Raw genomic sequence first — 15,884 nt, 5'->3', positions numbered from 1 at the left:
GTCTTCGCATTAGAGTATCGCCACAGGGGCGATGCCGATCGGAGACGAGCGATGCAATACATGCTGCTGATTCATGAAGACGAGAGCTCCTATGCGGGCGAAAACGGCGCGGCGACGCTGGAAGCCACGCTGGCGGGCCACATGAAGCTTATGGAAGAACTGGGCGCGGCGGGTGTCGCATTCAGCGGCAACCGGCTGCGGGAGGCCGCGACTGCCACCACCATCCGCTACGAAAATGGGGGCGAGGGCACGCTGCATGACGGCCCCTTTGCCGAAACGCACGAGGAACTGGGCGGCTACTACATCGTCGAGGCGGCGGACCATGACGAGGCGGTGCGCTGGGCGCGGAAGATCCCGATCCCGGGCAAGGGCGCCATCGAAATCCGGCCCGTGTGGGAAGACTAGGCGCTGCCCGGGCTGGCGGACAAACTGGCGCAGGCGCGGCCGAGGGTCATCGCGGCCCTCGCCGCGCAATTGCGCGACCTCGACCTTGCCGAAGACGCATTCTCTGCCGCCTGCGAAGCGGCGTTGCGCGAACGCGCGCCGATCCGCGATCCGGCGGCGTGGCTCTATGTCACCGCGCGGCGGCGCGCGCTCGACACGCTGCGCAAGGCCGAGCGGGAGACGCGGGCGCTCGCCAGCCAGCCGGAAGTCGATTGCATGGGCGACGTCATTTCCTTTCCCGAGGCGATACCCGATGACCGGCTGCGCCTGCTCTTCACCTGTTGCCACCCCGCAATTGCGAGCGAGGCGCGCATTGCGCTGGCGCTGCGGGTGATCTGCGGGGTCTCCGTCGCACGGATCGCGCGCGCGTTTCTGACGACCAAGCCTGCGATGTATCAGAGGATCACGCGCGCCAAGGTAAAGATAACACAGGCGAAAATTCCTTTCGAGACGCCGCCGTCCCGCGAATGGCAATTCCGGGTCGGTGCCGTATTGGAAACGCTCGAGACCGCGCTCAGCATTGTCTATCGCAACGCCTCGGGCCTGGCGGAGGAGACATCCGAGACGGCAGGCCTTGCGCCCGAGGTGGAGCGGTTGGCGCTGCTGCTGACGGAACTGATGCCTCGCGAAGCCGAGGCGCACGGCCTGCTGGCGCTCACCAGTCTCGTGCGGTCGCGCGAGGGTGCGCGGGTCGCGGCGGACGGGGCGATGATCCCGCTATCGCTGCAGGACACGGCGCTATGGGATGCCGCACGGATCGAGGCGGGCCGCGCCGCGCTCGCGATGGCCACGCGGCTGCGCCAACCGGGGCCTTTGCAGACGCTCGCGGCCATTCACCTGACCCACGCAAGAGGGCGCGGCGAAGACTGGACCGATTGGCAGGCGATCGTCCGGCTCTACGACATGCTGCTCGCGATGCGGCCGACCCCGGTGGTCGCGATCAATCGCGCGGTGGCATTGGCGCGCGGCCGTGATCCGGCAGCGGGTCTGGCTGCGCTCGACGCGCTGGATGCGCAGCGGCTGGTCGATTTCCTGCCCTTTCGCGTCGCGCGAGCCGATCTGCTGGCGCGTGCGGGACGGACGGGTGAGGCGCGCGAGGAGTACGATACGGCGCTCGCGCTCGATCCCGAACCGGCAGAGGCGCTGTTCCTCGCCCGGCAGCGCAATGCGCTAAGCGGCTAAGCGGGGGCGGTGCCCGGCTCGGCCTGTGCCTCGGCCTCGCGTTCAGCCTCGCGCGCCGCCTTGCGGGTGCGCGCGGTGACCTTGCGGAATTCCTCGCGGTAGCGCGGATGCTCGGTGCCCATCCACCGGTCCCACCAGGTGAAGTAGAGGCCGAAATTGGTGTTCCCCGAGCTGTGGTGGAGGTCGTGGTGCGTGGTCGTGTTCCACCAGCCGGTCCAGCGATTGTCGACCCAGCCCGCCGGGTAGAGCTCCACCCCGAGATGGCCGATGACGTTGCGGAAGATCATGTGCCAGAGGAACAGGAAGATCGCGAGCCCGGTCATCGCAAAACCCATCGTGCTGGTGGCCAGCATGAAGATCGGGATGAACAGCGCCTCTGTCACCGCCTCCCAGCTCGAGAAGCTGTAGGCCGTCCATGGCGTGGGCGTGCGCGACTTGTGGTGATGCAGGTGCGTGGCGCGGAACAGCCGCTTGTGATGCAGCGCGCGGTGCATCCAGTAGAAATAGGCGTCGTGCGCCACGACCATCAGCGCGAATTGCCACGCGACGGTGAGCAGCGTGAAGGTTTCCAGCTTCAGCTTGACCAGCCCGACCTCGCGCAAGGCCAGCGTCAGGAAGGTGGTGAGCGCGAAGACCACCGAAGTGCGCAGTGAGGACGCGATCTCGCGCGTGTAATCCTTGCGCGTCGCGCGGCGGTTCTGGATCCGTTTGCGCTGCGCCCAGCTGCGGAACACCAGCAGCGCGATGGTGAACAGACCCGCTGCGACCAGATAGCGCTGCAGATCGAATACGACGACGCGGATCATCCGGTCGGCAAAGACATCGAAAGCGGTCGGCAGGTCGATCATGGCTTACTGACACTAATGCAAGCAGGCGCCTCAGTCATCAGGCTTTTCAAGAGGTCAGGGCTGCGCGCCGCCCTCGGGAATCCACTTCATCACGCCCCCTGCCAGCGGCGTCCACCGCCCCATCTCGATCCCCGCCGCCGCCAGCGCATCGCCGACCCACTGGTTGCATGTGTTGCCAAGCGTGTAGTGGCCGGTCGCATCATAGACCTGCGCTTGCGGATCGAAGCCATCGTAGCTGATCCGCTCGCGCGGGTCGTCGACCGGCGGCAAGCCTTTCTCCACCTCGGCGACCAGCCGTGCATATTCCTCCTCGCGCAGGATCACCCAGCGGTGGTTCGGCCCGCCCGCGGGCCGGTAGTAATGCGCGACGCGCATCACCGCCGGGCCGCCCTGCGTCGCGATCCGCAGCGCGCTGGCGGGCTTCAATTCGCCCCAGGTCGGCACATCGAGATACATCTCGCGGTCGCCCCAGCCGACCGAGACATGGGTCGGTATCCTCCCGCCCGCCATTGGCCCGCCCGGCATCGGCTGCCCGGCGGAAGGGAACGTCTCGCGCCAGTCCTTTACCGGGGTGGCGATGGGCATGACGATGCCCGTATGGAAACCATTGGTCTCGACCATGATCGGGATGCCGGTTTCGGCCTCCACCCAGTCCGCGTTGCGCGGGATGCTGGAGCCGATCCACGCCGCGAGGAAGAAGCCTGCGGCGAGGAGGACGAGCGCGCCGAGCAGGCCGCCGATCGTCCAGCCCAGCGCCCGCAGCGCTCTCACCATGCGGGCGCCCGCAGGCACAGGATCGACCAGTCACCGTCGTCGATCCGCCGTTCGAGCCGCAGGCCCATGCGCTGGTAGGCGCGGATGACGCGCGGGGCCTGCGTGTCGAGCAGCCCGGCAAGGATCACGCGCCCGCCCGGTTGCAGCGCGAGCGCAAAATCCTGCGCCAGCTCGACCAGCGGACCTGCCAAGATGTTGGCGATCAGCAGGTCGAAGGGCGCACGCGATTTGAGCGCGGGGTGGTCCATGCCCGGCGCAGTGACATAGCGCAGCGCACCGGATCGCTGGCCCATCGTTACGCCATTATCGCGCGCATTCTCGCGCACGATCTCGTCGCACACCGGGTCGATATCGCTCGCGATCATGTTCGCGGAAGGGAACAGCTTGAGCGCACCGATGGCGAGCAGCCCGGTGCCCGTGCCGATATCCGCGACCTGCCGGGGGCGCACGCCGCGCGAGTTGAGCCAGCCCAGCATCACGAGGCACCCGGCGGTCGTCTGGTGCTGGCCGGTGCCGAAGGCGCGGCTTGCGGGAATGACAAGGTCGATGGCCTCGGGGTCTGCCGGATATTCGGGGGTGCGGATATGGAACGGGCCCGCGCAGACCGGCTCGACCGCCTGCTGACTGAGCGTGACCCAGTCCTGCGGTTCGACCTTCTCCAGCTCGAAATCGGGCGCATTTCCGCCGAACATCGCGTCGAGTTGCTTACGCAGCGCCCTGTCGGGCTTGCGCGGATACCACGCCTCGATCCGCCACAGGCCGGCATTGATCGGATCATAGCGATCCGCCTCGACCTCGTGCGCGCTCATGACCAGATCGCTGTCCCACGCGTCCTCCACGCTCGCGGCGAGCGCCGCCTCGGCAGCGGTGCGGTCGACCAGCGCGGTGAGCTTCCAGCTGATTCCGGCGTCTTCGGCAGTGATGTCAGCCGACATGGGCCATGGTGTCCTCGGTTGGGTGTTCGGGGGAAGAAATCGGCTCGAGCGTGCGCGAATCGAACAGCGCGCTCCGGCGGCGATCGCCCGAGAGGATATCCTTGAGCATCCTCACGAAAAACCGGCGCATGAGCGTGTGCATCGCCATGCGGCGCACCTGCCCGGTGCAGTGCGGGTCGTCATCGACAAACAGGTGCCCGATGGGCTCCCCCAGCAGTCGCTCGCGGTCGTCCGCTTCGCAGTTGCCGACAAGCGTCGTCACATAGGGCAGCTTGCCGTTCTTGTATGAGTTGAACAGCGGCGTCCCGCAGCATCGCGCGAACCAGCGCATGGTCGGCTTGTCGGTCAGGTGCAGGCAGCGCAATTCGCCCCGACCTTGCGCGATCCGCATCCGCGCGCAGCGGCTCTGGTAAAGCAGCGTGCCCGCGTCATCGCCTGTCACCCTGTCCTCAGCCTGAAAGCGCCGGGCGAAGGTCTGGCAGTCGGTGCAGTGGCAGACGACGAAATCGCCCTCGCGCGGGCCCGCCTTCTCGATCACCCCTTTAACCGCGCCGCAGCGGCAGGAGAAGGGCAGGTCAGCGGACATAGCTCGCGCCGTTCGCATCGATCGTCGTCCCGGTCATCGAAGGCGGCGCGTCGAGTGCGCACCACACCGCGATATCCGCGATCTCCTCCGGCTCGGCCACGCGGCCGAGCGGAATGTCCGCCAGCAAGCCCGGCCCGCCGCGCGACTCGAGGTAGTCGCCCGCCATCGAGGTGTCGGTGAAGCCGGGCGTGACCGCGAAGCTGTAGATCCCTTGCGCGGCGTAGGCGCGCGCGATGGTCTTGTGCAGCGCCAGCATCCCGCCCTTGGCCGCCGCGTAGTGCCAGTGCGCGGGCGAATCGCCCCGGTGCCCGGCGCGGCTGGCGATGTGGACGATCCGTCCGCTGCGCCCGGTTTCCTGCCAGTGACGCACCGCAAAGCGACTCAGCTGCGCGGCGGCGGTCAGGTTTATCCGCAGCGTTTCCTCCCACGCGTCGAGCCATTCGATGTCGGAGGTGTCGAGCGGAATTCCGGCGAACAATCCGGCATTGTTGACCAGCACATCGATCTCGCCGTCGGCCTGCCGCATGGCCTCTTCCCACAGTATCGAAGGCGCCGAAGGCTCGGTAAAATCGGCGGCAATCTCGCCTTCCTCGATACCTTGCGTCGAGTGGCCGATCACCCGCACGCAGCGCGCCTCGAGCTGTTCGCGAATGGCGGAGCCGATCCCGCGGCTCGATCCTGTGACGAGAATGGATGTCATCGGTTCGCGCGTTACGCCCTTAGACGCGAGCAACCAAGCCCCTGCCTGTCGACGGCGCGCTGTTCGGGAGTGCGTGCAGGGGGGGGCTTTGCGCCCGTGCCTGGGCCTTCATCCTTTGGACTGCCTTGAACCTCGTCACGCTTCCGCTAAGTGGAGGCGCAACGCATTCCAGCATCCCGGCCAGATTGGACCCGCTAGCCCTCATGTCGAACAGACCCCTCTCCCCGCACCTTCAGATCTGGAAATGGGGCCCGCACATGCTGACCTCCATCCTGCACCGCGTCACCGGCGACGGTCTGGCGCTCGTCGGGCTCGGCGTGCTGCTGTGGTGGCTGGGCGCGATGGCGAGCGGGCCGGAGGCGTACGAGACCTTTACCGGGCTCATGACCACGCCGATCGGCTATGTCGTGCTGATCGGCCTGACCTGGGCCTTCTTCAACCACATGATGAGCGGCCTGCGCCACTTCGTGCTCGATATCGGCGCCGGTTACGAGCTCACCGTCAACAAGACCTGGGCGATCGCCAGCCCGATTCTCGGCGTTTTGCTGACCATCGCCTTCTGGGCGATCATCTTTCTGAAATAAGGCTTCTGACCATGGGTAACGGAACCTCCATCGGCCGCGTACGCGGCCTCGGCTCGGCCCACGAGGGCGCGCATCACTGGCTGATCCAGCGGTTTACCGCGATCGGCAATCTGGTGCTCGTCCTGTGGCTGCTGGTCAGCTTCTTGCTGCTGCCTGCCTACGACTACGGCACGGTCGCCGGCTGGCTTGCCAATCCGATCAGCGCGGCGGCGATGATCCTGCTGATCCTTAGCACCTTCTGGCACGCACGCCTGGGCCTGCAGGTGCTGGTCGAGGACTATATCCACCAGGGTGGCAGCCGCTTTGCGCTGACCGCCCTTCTCAATCTGGTTGCGGTGGCAGGCGGCGTGTTCGCCGTGTTCTGCATCGCCAGCATCGCTTTTGCAGGAGCCGCCTGATGGCGACCGACACCGACACGACTCAGCCCAAGAGCGGCAGCGAAGCCTATCCGATCATCGACCATACGTTCGACGTCGTCGTCGTCGGCGCGGGCGGTTCGGGCCTGCGCGCCACGATGGGTGCCGCCGAAGCGGGCTTCAAGACCGCCAACATCTCCAAGGTGTTCCCGACTCGCAGCCACACCGTGGCGGCGCAGGGCGGCATCGCCGCGTCGCTCGGCAACAACACGCCCGACCACTGGACCTGGCACATGTACGACACCGTGAAGGGGTCGGACTGGCTGGGCGATCAGGACGCGATCGAATATCTCGCGCGTGAAGCCCCGCAGGCGGTGTACGAGCTGGAGCACGCGGGCGTGCCGTTCAGCCGCAACAAGGACGGCACGATCTACCAGCGCCCGTTCGGCGGCCACATGCAGAACATGGGCGAAGGCCCGCCAGTACAACGTACTTGCGCCGCGGCGGACCGTACGGGGCACGCGATGCTCCATGCGCTCTATCAGCAGAGCCTGAAGTACGACGCGGACTTCTTCATCGAATATTTCGCGATCGACCTGATCATGGCGGGTGAAGGTGCCAATCGCCGCTGCGTGGGCGTGATCGCCATGTGCCTCGACGATGGCACGATCCACCGCTTCAAGGCGCACGCGGTCGTTCTAGCGACCGGCGGCTATGGTCGCTGCTACTACACCGCGACATCGGCACACACCTGCACCGGCGACGGTGGCGGCATGGTGCTGCGCGCCGGCCTGCCGCTGCAGGACATGGAGTTCGTGCAGTTCCACCCGACCGGCATCTACGGCGCGGGCGTGCTGATTACCGAAGGCGCGCGCGGCGAGGGCGGTTACCTGACCAACTCCGAGGGTGAGCGGTTCATGGAACGCTATGCGCCTTCCGCGAAGGACCTCGCCAGCCGCGACGTCGTCAGCCGCTCGATGGCGCTGGAAATGCGCGAAGGCCGGGGCGTGGGCAAGGATGGCGACCACATCTACCTGCACCTCGACCATATCGACCCGGCCGTGCTCGCCGAGCGCCTGCCCGGCATCACCGAGAGCGGCAAGATTTTCGCCGGGGTCGACCTGACGCGCGAGCCGCTGCCGGTGACGCCGACGGTCCACTACAACATGGGCGGCATCCCGACGAACTATCACGGCGAAGTCGTGACCATCGGGCCCGACGGCAATCCCGACCACGTGGTGCCCGGGCTCTATGCCGCGGGCGAGGCGGGCTGCGTCTCGGTCCACGGGGCGAACCGCCTCGGCTCGAACTCGCTGATCGACCTCGTGGTGTTCGGCCGCGCGATCGGGCACCGTCTGGCCGAAACGATGAAGCCGGGCGCGAATCACGATGCGCTTCCCGCCGACAGCGCGGACCTGGCGCTGACCCGGCTCGACCATTTCCGTCACGCCAATGGCAGCCTGCCGACCGCGCGGATTCGCGAGGACATGCAGAAGACCATGCAGAAGCATGCCGCCGTGTTCCGCGACACCGAGACGCTGGCAGCGGGCAAGAAGCACCTCGCCGAGGTCAACGCGAGCATGCAGGACATTCACGTGTCCGACCGCTCGCTGATCTGGAACAGCGACCTCGTCGAAACGCTGGAACTCGATAACCTGATGGCTCAGGCGAGCGTCACCATGACCAGCGCCGACAACCGCAAGGAAAGCCGCGGCGCCCACGCGCACGAGGATTTCCCCGACCGCAACGATGCCGAGTGGATGAAGCACACGGTAACCTGGTTCGACGGCTGGGGCGGCGGCGCCAAGGGTTCGGGCAAGGGCGACATGAAAATCGATTACCGCCCGGTCCACGAATACACGCTGACCGACGATATCAAGTATATCGAGCCGAAGAAGCGGGTGTATTGATCGAAGACCCGGACCCGCATGATGCTTCGCGTCGCGATCATCGGCGGGTACGGGAATTTCGGAGGCTATGTTGCCCGTGCGCTCGCGCCCGATCCGGGCATCGCGCTGGTTATCTGCGGGCGTGATCTGCGCAAGGCGAGCACCTTTGCCGATGGCCTCAACGCGGCAAACCCCGCCATCGGGCGAGTCGTCGACATAGGCGGCGATCCGGCGACCATGCTGGGCGACATCGGCCCCGATCTGGTCATCAACATGGTTGGCCCGTACCACACCCAGAGCTACGCCGTCGCCGAAGCGGCCATCGCGGCGGGCGCTGATTATTGCGATATAGCCGATGCGCGCGAGTTCGTGTGCGGGATCGGCGCCCTCGACGAGGCGGCGAAGACGGCCGGAGTCACGGTGCTGGCGGGGGCAAGCTCGGTCCCCGCACTCACAGCCGCCTTTCTGGACGAGGCGGCCAAGGCCATGCAGGTCCGCCACGTGTATTACGGTATCAGCGGGGCAGAGCAGGCCAACCGTGGCGCAGGCACGGTTGCCGCAGTCACCAGCTATGTCGGGCAGCGCTTCACGCGGCTGAAGGACGGGGCGATGCGTCCGGTCACCGGCTGGAGCGGGCTGCACGCCGTGCGCTACCCCGAACTCGGGCGGCGCTGGTTCGCGCATGGCAATGTGCCCGACCTCGGCCTGTTTCCCGATCGCTATCCCACGCTGCGCAGCCACGCCTTCTATGCCGGGCACGAGATCAACGTGCTGCATTTCGGGACGTGGATTTCGGGCAAGCTGGTGCGCATCGGCCTGCTTCCCCGGCTGGACCGCTATGCGGGCCTTCTGGTGCGCTTCGCCGCCCTGTTCAACTGGCTGGGCAAGGGCCGCAGCGGCTTTCACATGGTGATCGAGGGTGAGGGCACGGATGGCACGCCGATGACCAGACGCCACTGGATCATCGCGCGGCAGGGCCATGGGCCGATCATTCCCTGCATTCCGGTCATCCTGATCGCCCGAATGATGGCCGAGGGACGCGTCTTCGCGCCGGGCGCGCGGCCATGCCTCGATATCATCACGCTCGACGCCTATCGTGCCGAATTCGCAGGCCTCGACATCACGGCGATCGACGAATGAGCAAGCATACGCCCCATAAAACACAGAGCGACCTCGCGACATTCGCGCCGTACTCCTACCGCGACGATCCGGCGGTGCCCGATTTCGACGACAGCCGGGCGGTGTTCGTGTTCGACCATCATTGCGTACTGTGCGGCACGGGCGTGGGCTTCATCATGAAGCACGATTCCGCCCGCGCGATTGCCTTCACATCTGCGCAGCAAGGCTTGGGCGAGGCGCTGTGCCGCCATTACGGGATCGACTGGGACGAGACCTATCTCTTCGTCCGCAATGGCCGACCCCACATCAAATTCGACGGATATTTCGAGGTCGCGCGGGCGATGGGTGGTCTGTGGAAGGGGCTTGCGATCTTCCGGGCCATCCCGAATTTCATCCTCGATCCGGTTTACGATCTGGTGGCGAACAACCGCTACAAATGGTTCGGCAGGACCGAGCAGGCCTGCCAGGTTCTGACCGAAGATCAGCGCGCCCGAATGCTCTAGGTTCTGGTCTGTTCAGGTCGAAGCGGATAGCGCAGGCTGCATGACGCTCCGTTTCGCTTCCGCCAGCCTTATCGCCAGCTTGATCGCAAGTCTCGCCGCGCTCTCTGCCGCGCCTGCTGCTGCCGGGTCACCGCCCGCCGAGCTCGGCATCCCCGATTTCTACACGCAGTACCGCGATGCGAGCGGCATTCCGGTGGTCTCGTCGAATAAGGTTTCCGAAGACGCGCTGGTCGCGTCCGAAGCGATGATCGAAGATATGCTGAAGCACCGCCCGGACCTGCGCGCATGGCTGGTCGAGAACGATTATCGCGTCGCGATCATGGCCGAAGACGAGGCGTTGCTCGACCTGCCCGAGAATGCGCACTGGACCAAGCCTGCGCCGGGCGACCCGCGGCTGACCCGGTGCGAGAAGAAGCATTATGAGGAGCGGATCGGTCGGCTGACCGACCGCGCCTATTGGGATGCGCGGGCGCGCGGGATCGGCGGGCCGCGCACCGTCAGTTCGGAAGAGGATGTGCTGGGCTGGCAATCGAGCCGCTATTACGGCGAAACCATCCTCGTCCACGAATTCGCGCACAACATCCTGTTCGCGATTCAGGGCGCGGACCCGGCGCTCTATGACCGGATCGAGGCGGCCTACGCAAATGCGCTGGCCACGGGCCTGTGGCGCAACGAATATGCGATGACCACGATTCAGGAATACTGGGCCGAAAGCACGCAGATCTGGTTCGAATCGGGGCGGTTGGTGGTGGTCGACGGCGTGCGTGTGCTCAACCGCGACGATCTGGCGGCCTACGACCCCGCGATCTTCGCGGCGCTGGAGCAGGCCTATGGCGACGTGCACAGATTGCGCGGTGACCCGTTCTGGCGGCACCCGGCGCGGATCCCGCCGGGGCCGATTCCGGAGAATACCGCCGAAGTCTGCTAGCGCCTACGCGGCAGCGGGTTCGCCCGCGAAGGCCTCTGCCGCGAGCGTCAGGCTGCGCTTGCGCGCCTCGTGGTCGTGGATCGAACCCGCAATGATGAGTTCGTCCGCCTGCGTGCGCTCGACGAAAGCGTTCATCTGATCGCGGACCTGTGCGGGCGTGCCGATCGCGGTGGCCGACAGCACTCCGTCGAGCATGGCGGCAGCCTGCGGCGGCAGGCTTTCGCGATAGCCCTCCACCGGCGGCGGGAGCTTGCCCGGCTTGCCGGTGCGCAGCCGCACGAAGCTCTGTTGCATCGAACTGGCGAGCAGCTGCGCCTCTTCCTCGGTATCCGCCGCAAACACATTGTAACCGCAGATCGCATAAGGTTCGCTCAGCACGTCGGAGGGCTCGAAGCGGTCGCGATAGATCTTCAGCGCATCGTCGAGTGCCTGCGGCGCGAAATGGCTGGCGAAGGCATAGGGCAGGCCGAGCATGGCCGCGACCTGCGCACCGAACAGGCTCGATCCCAGAATGTAGAGCTGCACGTTCGCCCCCGCGCCCGGCGTGGCACTGATCCCGGTGCGCCCGTCGTTTGCGAAGTAGCTCTGCAGTTCGACCACATCGCGCGGGAAGGCATCGGGATTGCTGTCCAGATTGCGGCGCAGTGCGGCGGCCACCCGCTGATCGCTGCCCGGCGCACGCCCGAGGCCGAGGTCGATCCGCCCCGGAAACAGCGCATCGAGCGTGCCGAACTGCTCGGCGATCACCAGCGGCGCATGGTTGGGCAACATTATGCCCCCCGCGCCGACGCGAATACGCGAGGTGGCGGCGGCGACATGGCCGATGACCACGCTGGTCGCCGCGCTGGCAATGCCTTCCATCCCGTGATGCTCGGCGCACCAGTAACGCTCGAAACGCAGCGATTCGGCGTGGCGGGCGATATCGGCGGCGTTGGACAGCGCATCGCGCACGGTGCCGCCTTCGGTCACGTGGGCGAGGTCGAGCAGGGAGAGTTTGGTCATGCAAGGTCAGATGGGTGGTGGGTCGCGGGAATGAAAGGCTTGGGTCCGCAGGTGCGTTCACGGGCGGGGCCCCCCTCCATCGTTCATCGGCCGTCCATGTTTACATCTGTAGTCAATGCGTCTACAGGCGTAATCGATCGAGGGAGGTTGAGATCATGACCGAGCCGAATGGCGAACGAAACGAGCGCATTACCGAGGCCGAACATGCGATCATGGAGGTGATCTGGGATCGCCATCCGGTGAGCGCTTCGGAGGTTTGCGACGATGTCTGCGAATCGCGCGGCTGGTCGATGCCGACCGTCAAGACGCTCCTCTCGCGCCTTGTCAGCAAGGGCGCGCTGGCGACCGAACCTGCCGGGCGCAAGTTCCTCTATTCCCCGCTGATCGAACGCGCGGACTATGTCGGCGGCGAATCGCGCCGCCTGGTAGATCGGTTGTTCGGCGGACGGGCAGTATCCCTGTTCGCGCATCTCGCCGAAAACGAGGCGCTGACCGACGAGGATCTCGGCGAGATCGAGCGTCTCCTGAAGGAGATGCGCAAATGACCGCCGAATTCCAGAGCTTCGCCTTCGAGACCTTGCTGTGGACCGGCGCCCTGATTGCGCTGGTGCTGATCCTGCGGCGCCCGGTCACCCGTCATTTCGGCCCCGGGGCCGCCTATGCCCTCTGGCTCCTGCCGTTTGCGCGCCTGCTGCTGCCGCCGCTGGTGCTTCCCGCATGGCTCGCCCCGGCACCCGCATCCGAGCCGCTGCCGGTGGCCACTTACCAGCCGATGGCCGAAGTGGGTGCCGAGCCGCTGATGGTCCGCCCGCTGATGCAGGCCACGATCTCGATCGACTGGACCGCCATCGCATTCGCGGTGTGGCTGGCGGGCGCGTGCGCATTCATCGCCGTGCGGTTCGCACGCTATTTCGCCATGCGGCGCGAATTGCTGGCGCAGGGCGTCGAGGTCGGTCGGTGCGGCAATGTTCGGCTGGTGGAAACGCCGGTCGCCGGTTCGCCGATCGCTTTCGGTGTGTTCGACAAGGTCGTCGCGCTGCCCGAGGGGTTCCTCGACCACACCGAGCCGACCCAGCGCGATCTCGCGCTGGAGCACGAGCTTGCCCACCACCGGGCGCGCGATCTGCTCGCCAATTTCGCAATCCAGCCGCTGTTCGCGATCCACTGGTTCAATCCGCTGTGCTGGGTCGGCTGGCGCGCCATGCGCTGCGACCAGGAAGCCGCCTGCGATGCCCGTGTGGTCTCGGACTGCGACCGCGAACTGCGGGGCACCTACGCTGCCGTCATTGCCGCCTTCGCGACGGGTGCCAACACCTCCGCTCGCGGGGCACTGGCCGCGCCGATGGCGTGCCCCGTGCTCGGCGACAAATCCATCATCCATCGTTTGAGGAGCCTGACTATGTCGGACATTTCCCCCCGGCGGCGCATTGCTGCGCGTGCCCTGATGATCGGCGCTCTCGTGGCATTGCCGGCGACCGCCTCGATTTCGCAGGCGGAAGCGATCGCCCCCGCTGCCGCGCCCAATCCGCCTGCGCCACCCAGCCCACAAGCGGTGCCCAATCCGCCCGCCGCGCCCGACGCACCGCTCGCGCCGAGCGCCCCGGAGGCACCCGAACCACCCGAAACGGTCGACTTGCTGATCGAAGATGGCGACGGCGGCAAGGAAAACCGCACGGTCCGCATCGAACGCCGGGTAACGACCGATGCCGACGGGCAAACGCGCAAGGAAAGCCGCTATTTCATCGATGGTCGCGAGGCGACGGTCGAGGAACGGGGCGAGCTTGAGGAACATCTCGAAACCGTGCGCGAGGCCCGTCGCGATGCGGAAGAGGCGCTCAGGGAGACCCTGATTCTCCGCGAGCAGCTGGGCGAAGGCAGCGATCTGCGCAAGCAAATGGAAACTCTGCGTGTCGAACTTCGCGACTCTTCCAGGTTCTCGAAGGAAATGCAGCTCGCCATCGCGAAAGGCAGGGCGAACCTGCCCATGATCATGGCCGATTGCGACGGGGATGGGGCCACGGTTCGGGAACAGACCGGCTCCAATGGCAAGAGGGTCGTGGTGTTGTGCGAGATGGCCGTGGCCGAAAACGCACGCAAGGCGGGCATGGAAAACGCGCGCAGTGCGATCATGCAGGCGCGTGGCGCGATCGAGCGTAATCGCAACCTGTCCGAGCGCGAGCGGACCAAGGCGCTGCGCTCGCTCGACAAGGCACTGCGCGAGCTCGAACGCGAGCGTTAACGGGGTAAGGGCTCACAAGCCCCCAAAGAGGGCGGCGCATCCCCCAATGCGCCGCCCTCGATCCTGTGTGCAGCACTGAAGAATTGGCGCAGCACGCCGGGCCGCGCGTGTCTCGGTATCGAGCGTCAGACCACCTCGGCGATCAGCCCCATCGCCTTGGCTTCGCTGGCGGTTATGTGCCAGTCGTGAGGGGCCTTTTCGCGCAACTCCTGAATACTGACGTTCGAGCCTTCGGAGATGGCGCGATAGTCATCGTCTTCCTGCTCGATCTCGCGCTGGATCTCGCGCTGGGCATGCTCCAGCTGGCTGGCGACGCTGCGGAGCGATCCGCCCGCCAGCTCCATCGGCTGGGCGCGCTTGTTCTCGGTCACGAGCAACTTGGTGGCGCGCGTGAGGTAGCGATGGCTGACCGGGAAGGCGGCCATGAACAGGACGCCTGCCGAATAGACCGCCGTCTTGCCGAGAAAGATGATCTCGCGCCGTCCGCGATCGCGCAGCAGGCGGATATCGTCGGCCATGCTGCGCGCGATTTCGGGATCGCCTTCCATCGTGGTGAGCGCGATGACGATCGGCCCGCCGGGCGTCTGTTCGGCCAGCCGTTCGGTGAACTCGGAATACATCTTCGCGTCCATCGCGCCGTACAGGCGGATACCCGGATTGGCGAGCGACTGCGATGCGGGCTGCGTCGATGGGTGGCGCGGATCGGCGGGAATGATCTCGACTTCCTGCGGGCGACGCGGCTGCTGCGGCGCGGAATCATCGTCCGCAGCTTCGGCGGGCGCAGAAGGCCGCTTTTCGGAGTCATCTGCTTGCCCGGCTTCGCCCGCCTTCGGCAGCACGGCCGCGACCGCAGGCGCCGCGACGGCTGCCGCTGCAGCCCATTCGCGGCCCCCGTCCTTTTCCTGTTCGACCATCGGCTCATCACCCCCGCCCAGCGGCAAGGCGGGCTTCGTGCCGTCTTCTTCGTCCTCTTCGTCGAAGAAGTGGTTCTTGATCGCCATCGCGCCAGCTGCGGTGCCCGCGGCGGCGGCACCCAGGCCTGCGACCTTCAGCGCGGTCCCTTGCCAGTCGTCGAGATCGAACCAGTCGTCGTCCTCTTCTTCCACGCCGCGCTTGCCGGCGTCGGCTGAGGCAGCCGGGGCCGGGGTGGGGGCGGGTGGATTTGCGACCGGGGCATCTGTTGTCGCTTCGGTCCGCGGCTGTTCGACCTTTGCCTCGCGCTCCTCCTCCTCGTCATCCCAGGTCAGCGTCGCGGGTTCGTCGTCGCTCGTCGCTTCTTCGGCCTGCGAAACGGGAGCGGCTGCGGGCTCGAACTCGGGCTCGCCGGGCGCATCCGATGGCGCGGCGGAGGCGGGCTGGTAATCATAGTCCTCGCGCGCGAGCGGCGTCGCGGCGGCAGGTTCGGGCCATTTCTCCGACTTGTCGTCCGCATTGCGCGCCGGGGCACTGACGGGGGCAAACTCCGGCTCGGTCTGCGCCCCTTGGGGGCTGCGATAGACGGCGGGCTCGGGCAGGTCCGAATTGCTCGACGCCCGGTTGCGGGCCGTGGCGCGCGAGGCGGCTGCCGGGGTCGCCTGATCGGCCTGTGCGCGCTTGCCCTGATAGACCGCCGGGCCGTCGCCTTCGCCGTTGCTGTCGTTACCGGCACCGCGCAGCTCGCCGAACAGCGCGGTCGCCATACCGGGGATGTCGCGGCGCTTCTGCCCATCGCGGACGATTTCCTGCAGGCGCTGGAAGAGCGTGAAGAGGTTGCGGATGAAGTCCATGGCTTAGTGCTGTCCAGCCCCCCGGTTGA

General features: G+C 66.6%; 17 protein-coding genes. 10 read left to right on the top strand and 7 right to left on the bottom strand.

The window, feature by feature from the left end; translation table 11 throughout:
• Positions 1-51 precede the first annotated feature (51 nt).
• Both AAG612_RS14750 and AAG612_RS14745 read left to right on the top strand, forming a co-directional pair.
• On the top strand, positions 52-405 hold the full coding sequence (locus AAG612_RS14750) for a YciI family protein (protein WP_342511442.1): 354 nt from the start codon (positions 52-54) through the stop codon (positions 403-405).
• A gap of 3 nt (positions 406-408) precedes the next feature.
• Entirely contained in the window at positions 409-1,626 is a 1,218-nt protein-coding gene (locus AAG612_RS14745) for an RNA polymerase sigma factor (protein WP_342511620.1), read from the top strand.
• Here the strand turns inward: AAG612_RS14745 and AAG612_RS14740 are convergent.
• From AAG612_RS14740 to AAG612_RS14720, 5 genes are read right to left on the bottom strand one after another with little or no spacing between them, the layout of a single operon-like run.
• Positions 1,623-2,474, bottom strand: coding sequence for a sterol desaturase family protein (locus AAG612_RS14740; RefSeq protein ID WP_342511440.1), 852 nt, complete (start codon positions 2,472-2,474; stop codon positions 1,623-1,625). The two genes, AAG612_RS14745 and AAG612_RS14740, sit on opposite strands and share 4 nt — an antisense overlap.
• Before the next feature lie 54 nt (positions 2,475-2,528).
• On the bottom strand, positions 2,529-3,248 hold the full coding sequence (locus AAG612_RS14735) for a DUF2459 domain-containing protein (RefSeq protein ID WP_342511438.1): 720 nt from the start codon (positions 3,246-3,248) through the stop codon (positions 2,529-2,531).
• Entirely contained in the window at positions 3,242-4,183 is a 942-nt protein-coding gene (locus AAG612_RS14730; protein ID WP_342511436.1) for a 50S ribosomal protein L11 methyltransferase, read from the bottom strand. The genes AAG612_RS14735 and AAG612_RS14730 overlap by 7 nt, the downstream gene beginning before the upstream one ends.
• Positions 4,173-4,769 (bottom strand): DUF6151 family protein, encoded by a 597-nt coding sequence (locus AAG612_RS14725; protein WP_342511434.1) that lies wholly within the window; start codon positions 4,767-4,769, stop codon positions 4,173-4,175. The genes AAG612_RS14730 and AAG612_RS14725 overlap by 11 nt, the downstream gene beginning before the upstream one ends.
• Positions 4,759-5,469, bottom strand: a complete 711-nt coding sequence (locus AAG612_RS14720; protein WP_342511432.1) for an SDR family NAD(P)-dependent oxidoreductase — start codon at positions 5,467-5,469, stop codon at positions 4,759-4,761. The genes AAG612_RS14725 and AAG612_RS14720 overlap by 11 nt, the downstream gene beginning before the upstream one ends.
• 203 nt (positions 5,470-5,672) lie before the next feature.
• On the opposite strand from AAG612_RS14720, the gene sdhC reads away from it, so the two are divergent.
• The 6 genes from sdhC to AAG612_RS14690 are packed head-to-tail and all read left to right on the top strand — an operon-like array spanning position 5,673 to position 10,848.
• On the top strand, positions 5,673-6,053 hold the full coding sequence (gene sdhC / locus AAG612_RS14715; protein WP_342511430.1) for a succinate dehydrogenase, cytochrome b556 subunit: 381 nt from the start codon (positions 5,673-5,675) through the stop codon (positions 6,051-6,053).
• Positions 6,054-6,064: 11 nt separating this feature from the next.
• Positions 6,065-6,451: a succinate dehydrogenase, hydrophobic membrane anchor protein gene (gene sdhD, locus AAG612_RS14710; protein ID WP_342511428.1), complete on the top strand. Its 387-nt coding sequence runs from the start codon at positions 6,065-6,067 to the stop codon at positions 6,449-6,451.
• Positions 6,451-8,319 carry a succinate dehydrogenase flavoprotein subunit gene (sdhA, locus tag AAG612_RS14705; RefSeq protein WP_342511425.1) on the top strand — a complete coding sequence of 623 codons (1,869 nt, stop codon included), beginning with the start codon at positions 6,451-6,453 and terminating at the stop codon, positions 8,317-8,319. Before sdhD ends, sdhA begins: the two co-directional genes overlap by 1 nt.
• Positions 8,320-8,337: 18 nt before the next feature.
• Entirely contained in the window at positions 8,338-9,438 is a 1,101-nt protein-coding gene (locus AAG612_RS14700; RefSeq protein ID WP_342511423.1) for a saccharopine dehydrogenase family protein, read from the top strand.
• The gene (locus AAG612_RS14695; protein WP_342511421.1) at positions 9,435-9,920 is read left to right on the top strand and encodes a thiol-disulfide oxidoreductase DCC family protein; all 486 of its coding nucleotides are present in this window, start codon (positions 9,435-9,437) and stop codon (positions 9,918-9,920) included. Before AAG612_RS14700 ends, AAG612_RS14695 begins: the two co-directional genes overlap by 4 nt.
• Before the next feature lie 40 nt (positions 9,921-9,960).
• The gene (locus tag AAG612_RS14690; RefSeq protein WP_342511419.1) at positions 9,961-10,848 is read left to right on the top strand and encodes a glycoside hydrolase; all 888 of its coding nucleotides are present in this window, start codon (positions 9,961-9,963) and stop codon (positions 10,846-10,848) included.
• 3 nt (positions 10,849-10,851) lie between these two features.
• Here the strand turns inward: AAG612_RS14690 and AAG612_RS14685 are convergent, their stop codons facing one another.
• Positions 10,852-11,850: an LLM class flavin-dependent oxidoreductase gene (locus AAG612_RS14685; protein WP_342511417.1), complete on the bottom strand. Its 999-nt coding sequence runs from the start codon at positions 11,848-11,850 to the stop codon at positions 10,852-10,854.
• Positions 11,851-12,005: 155 nt separating this feature from the next.
• On the opposite strand from AAG612_RS14685, the gene AAG612_RS14680 reads away from it, so the two are divergent.
• On the top strand, positions 12,006-12,395 hold the full coding sequence (locus tag AAG612_RS14680) for a BlaI/MecI/CopY family transcriptional regulator (RefSeq protein ID WP_342511415.1): 390 nt from the start codon (positions 12,006-12,008) through the stop codon (positions 12,393-12,395).
• Complete coding sequence (locus tag AAG612_RS14675; RefSeq protein WP_342511413.1) at positions 12,392-14,089, top strand: M56 family metallopeptidase; 1,698 nt, start codon at positions 12,392-12,394, stop codon at positions 14,087-14,089. The genes AAG612_RS14680 and AAG612_RS14675 overlap by 4 nt, the downstream gene beginning before the upstream one ends.
• Positions 14,090-14,214: 125 nt before the next feature.
• Here AAG612_RS14675 and AAG612_RS14670 read toward each other — a convergent pair whose 3' ends face one another.
• Positions 14,215-15,855, bottom strand: a complete 1,641-nt coding sequence (locus AAG612_RS14670) for an ATP-dependent Clp protease proteolytic subunit (protein WP_342511411.1) — start codon at positions 15,853-15,855, stop codon at positions 14,215-14,217.
• Positions 15,856-15,884 lie beyond the last annotated feature (29 nt).

This window comes from Citromicrobium bathyomarinum, from assembly GCF_038594605.1.
GTDB lineage: Bacteria > Pseudomonadota > Alphaproteobacteria > Sphingomonadales > Sphingomonadaceae > Alteriqipengyuania > Alteriqipengyuania bathyomarina_B.
The sequence above is the reverse complement of the archived record's forward strand: the minus strand, read 5'-3'. Positions and strand labels throughout refer to the sequence as shown.

Bases quoted from the DNA above. Each gene is read 5' to 3' on its own strand.
- AAG612_RS14750 (WP_342511442.1), top strand. From the start codon at position 52: ATGCAATACATGCTGCTGATTCATGAAGACGAGAGCTCCTATGCGGGC.
- AAG612_RS14740 (WP_342511440.1), bottom strand. From the start codon at position 2,474: ATGATCGACCTGCCGACCGCTTTCGATGTCTTTGCCGACCGGATGATC.
- AAG612_RS14735 (WP_342511438.1), bottom strand. From the start codon at position 3,248: ATGGTGAGAGCGCTGCGGGCGCTGGGCTGGACGATCGGCGGCCTGCTC.
- AAG612_RS14730 (WP_342511436.1), bottom strand. From the start codon at position 4,183: ATGTCGGCTGACATCACTGCCGAAGACGCCGGAATCAGCTGGAAGCTC.
- AAG612_RS14725 (WP_342511434.1), bottom strand. From the start codon at position 4,769: ATGTCCGCTGACCTGCCCTTCTCCTGCCGCTGCGGCGCGGTTAAAGGG.
- AAG612_RS14720 (WP_342511432.1), bottom strand. From the start codon at position 5,469: ATGACATCCATTCTCGTCACAGGATCGAGCCGCGGGATCGGCTCCGCC.
- sdhC (WP_342511430.1), top strand. From the start codon at position 5,673: ATGTCGAACAGACCCCTCTCCCCGCACCTTCAGATCTGGAAATGGGGC.
- sdhD (WP_342511428.1), top strand. From the start codon at position 6,065: ATGGGTAACGGAACCTCCATCGGCCGCGTACGCGGCCTCGGCTCGGCC.
- sdhA (WP_342511425.1), top strand. From the start codon at position 6,451: ATGGCGACCGACACCGACACGACTCAGCCCAAGAGCGGCAGCGAAGCC.
- AAG612_RS14700 (WP_342511423.1), top strand. From the start codon at position 8,338: ATGATGCTTCGCGTCGCGATCATCGGCGGGTACGGGAATTTCGGAGGC.
- AAG612_RS14695 (WP_342511421.1), top strand. From the start codon at position 9,435: ATGAGCAAGCATACGCCCCATAAAACACAGAGCGACCTCGCGACATTC.
- AAG612_RS14690 (WP_342511419.1), top strand. From the start codon at position 9,961: ATGACGCTCCGTTTCGCTTCCGCCAGCCTTATCGCCAGCTTGATCGCA.
- AAG612_RS14685 (WP_342511417.1), bottom strand. From the start codon at position 11,850: ATGACCAAACTCTCCCTGCTCGACCTCGCCCACGTGACCGAAGGCGGC.
- AAG612_RS14680 (WP_342511415.1), top strand. From the start codon at position 12,006: ATGACCGAGCCGAATGGCGAACGAAACGAGCGCATTACCGAGGCCGAA.
- AAG612_RS14675 (WP_342511413.1), top strand. From the start codon at position 12,392: ATGACCGCCGAATTCCAGAGCTTCGCCTTCGAGACCTTGCTGTGGACC.
- AAG612_RS14670 (WP_342511411.1), bottom strand. From the start codon at position 15,855: ATGGACTTCATCCGCAACCTCTTCACGCTCTTCCAGCGCCTGCAGGAA.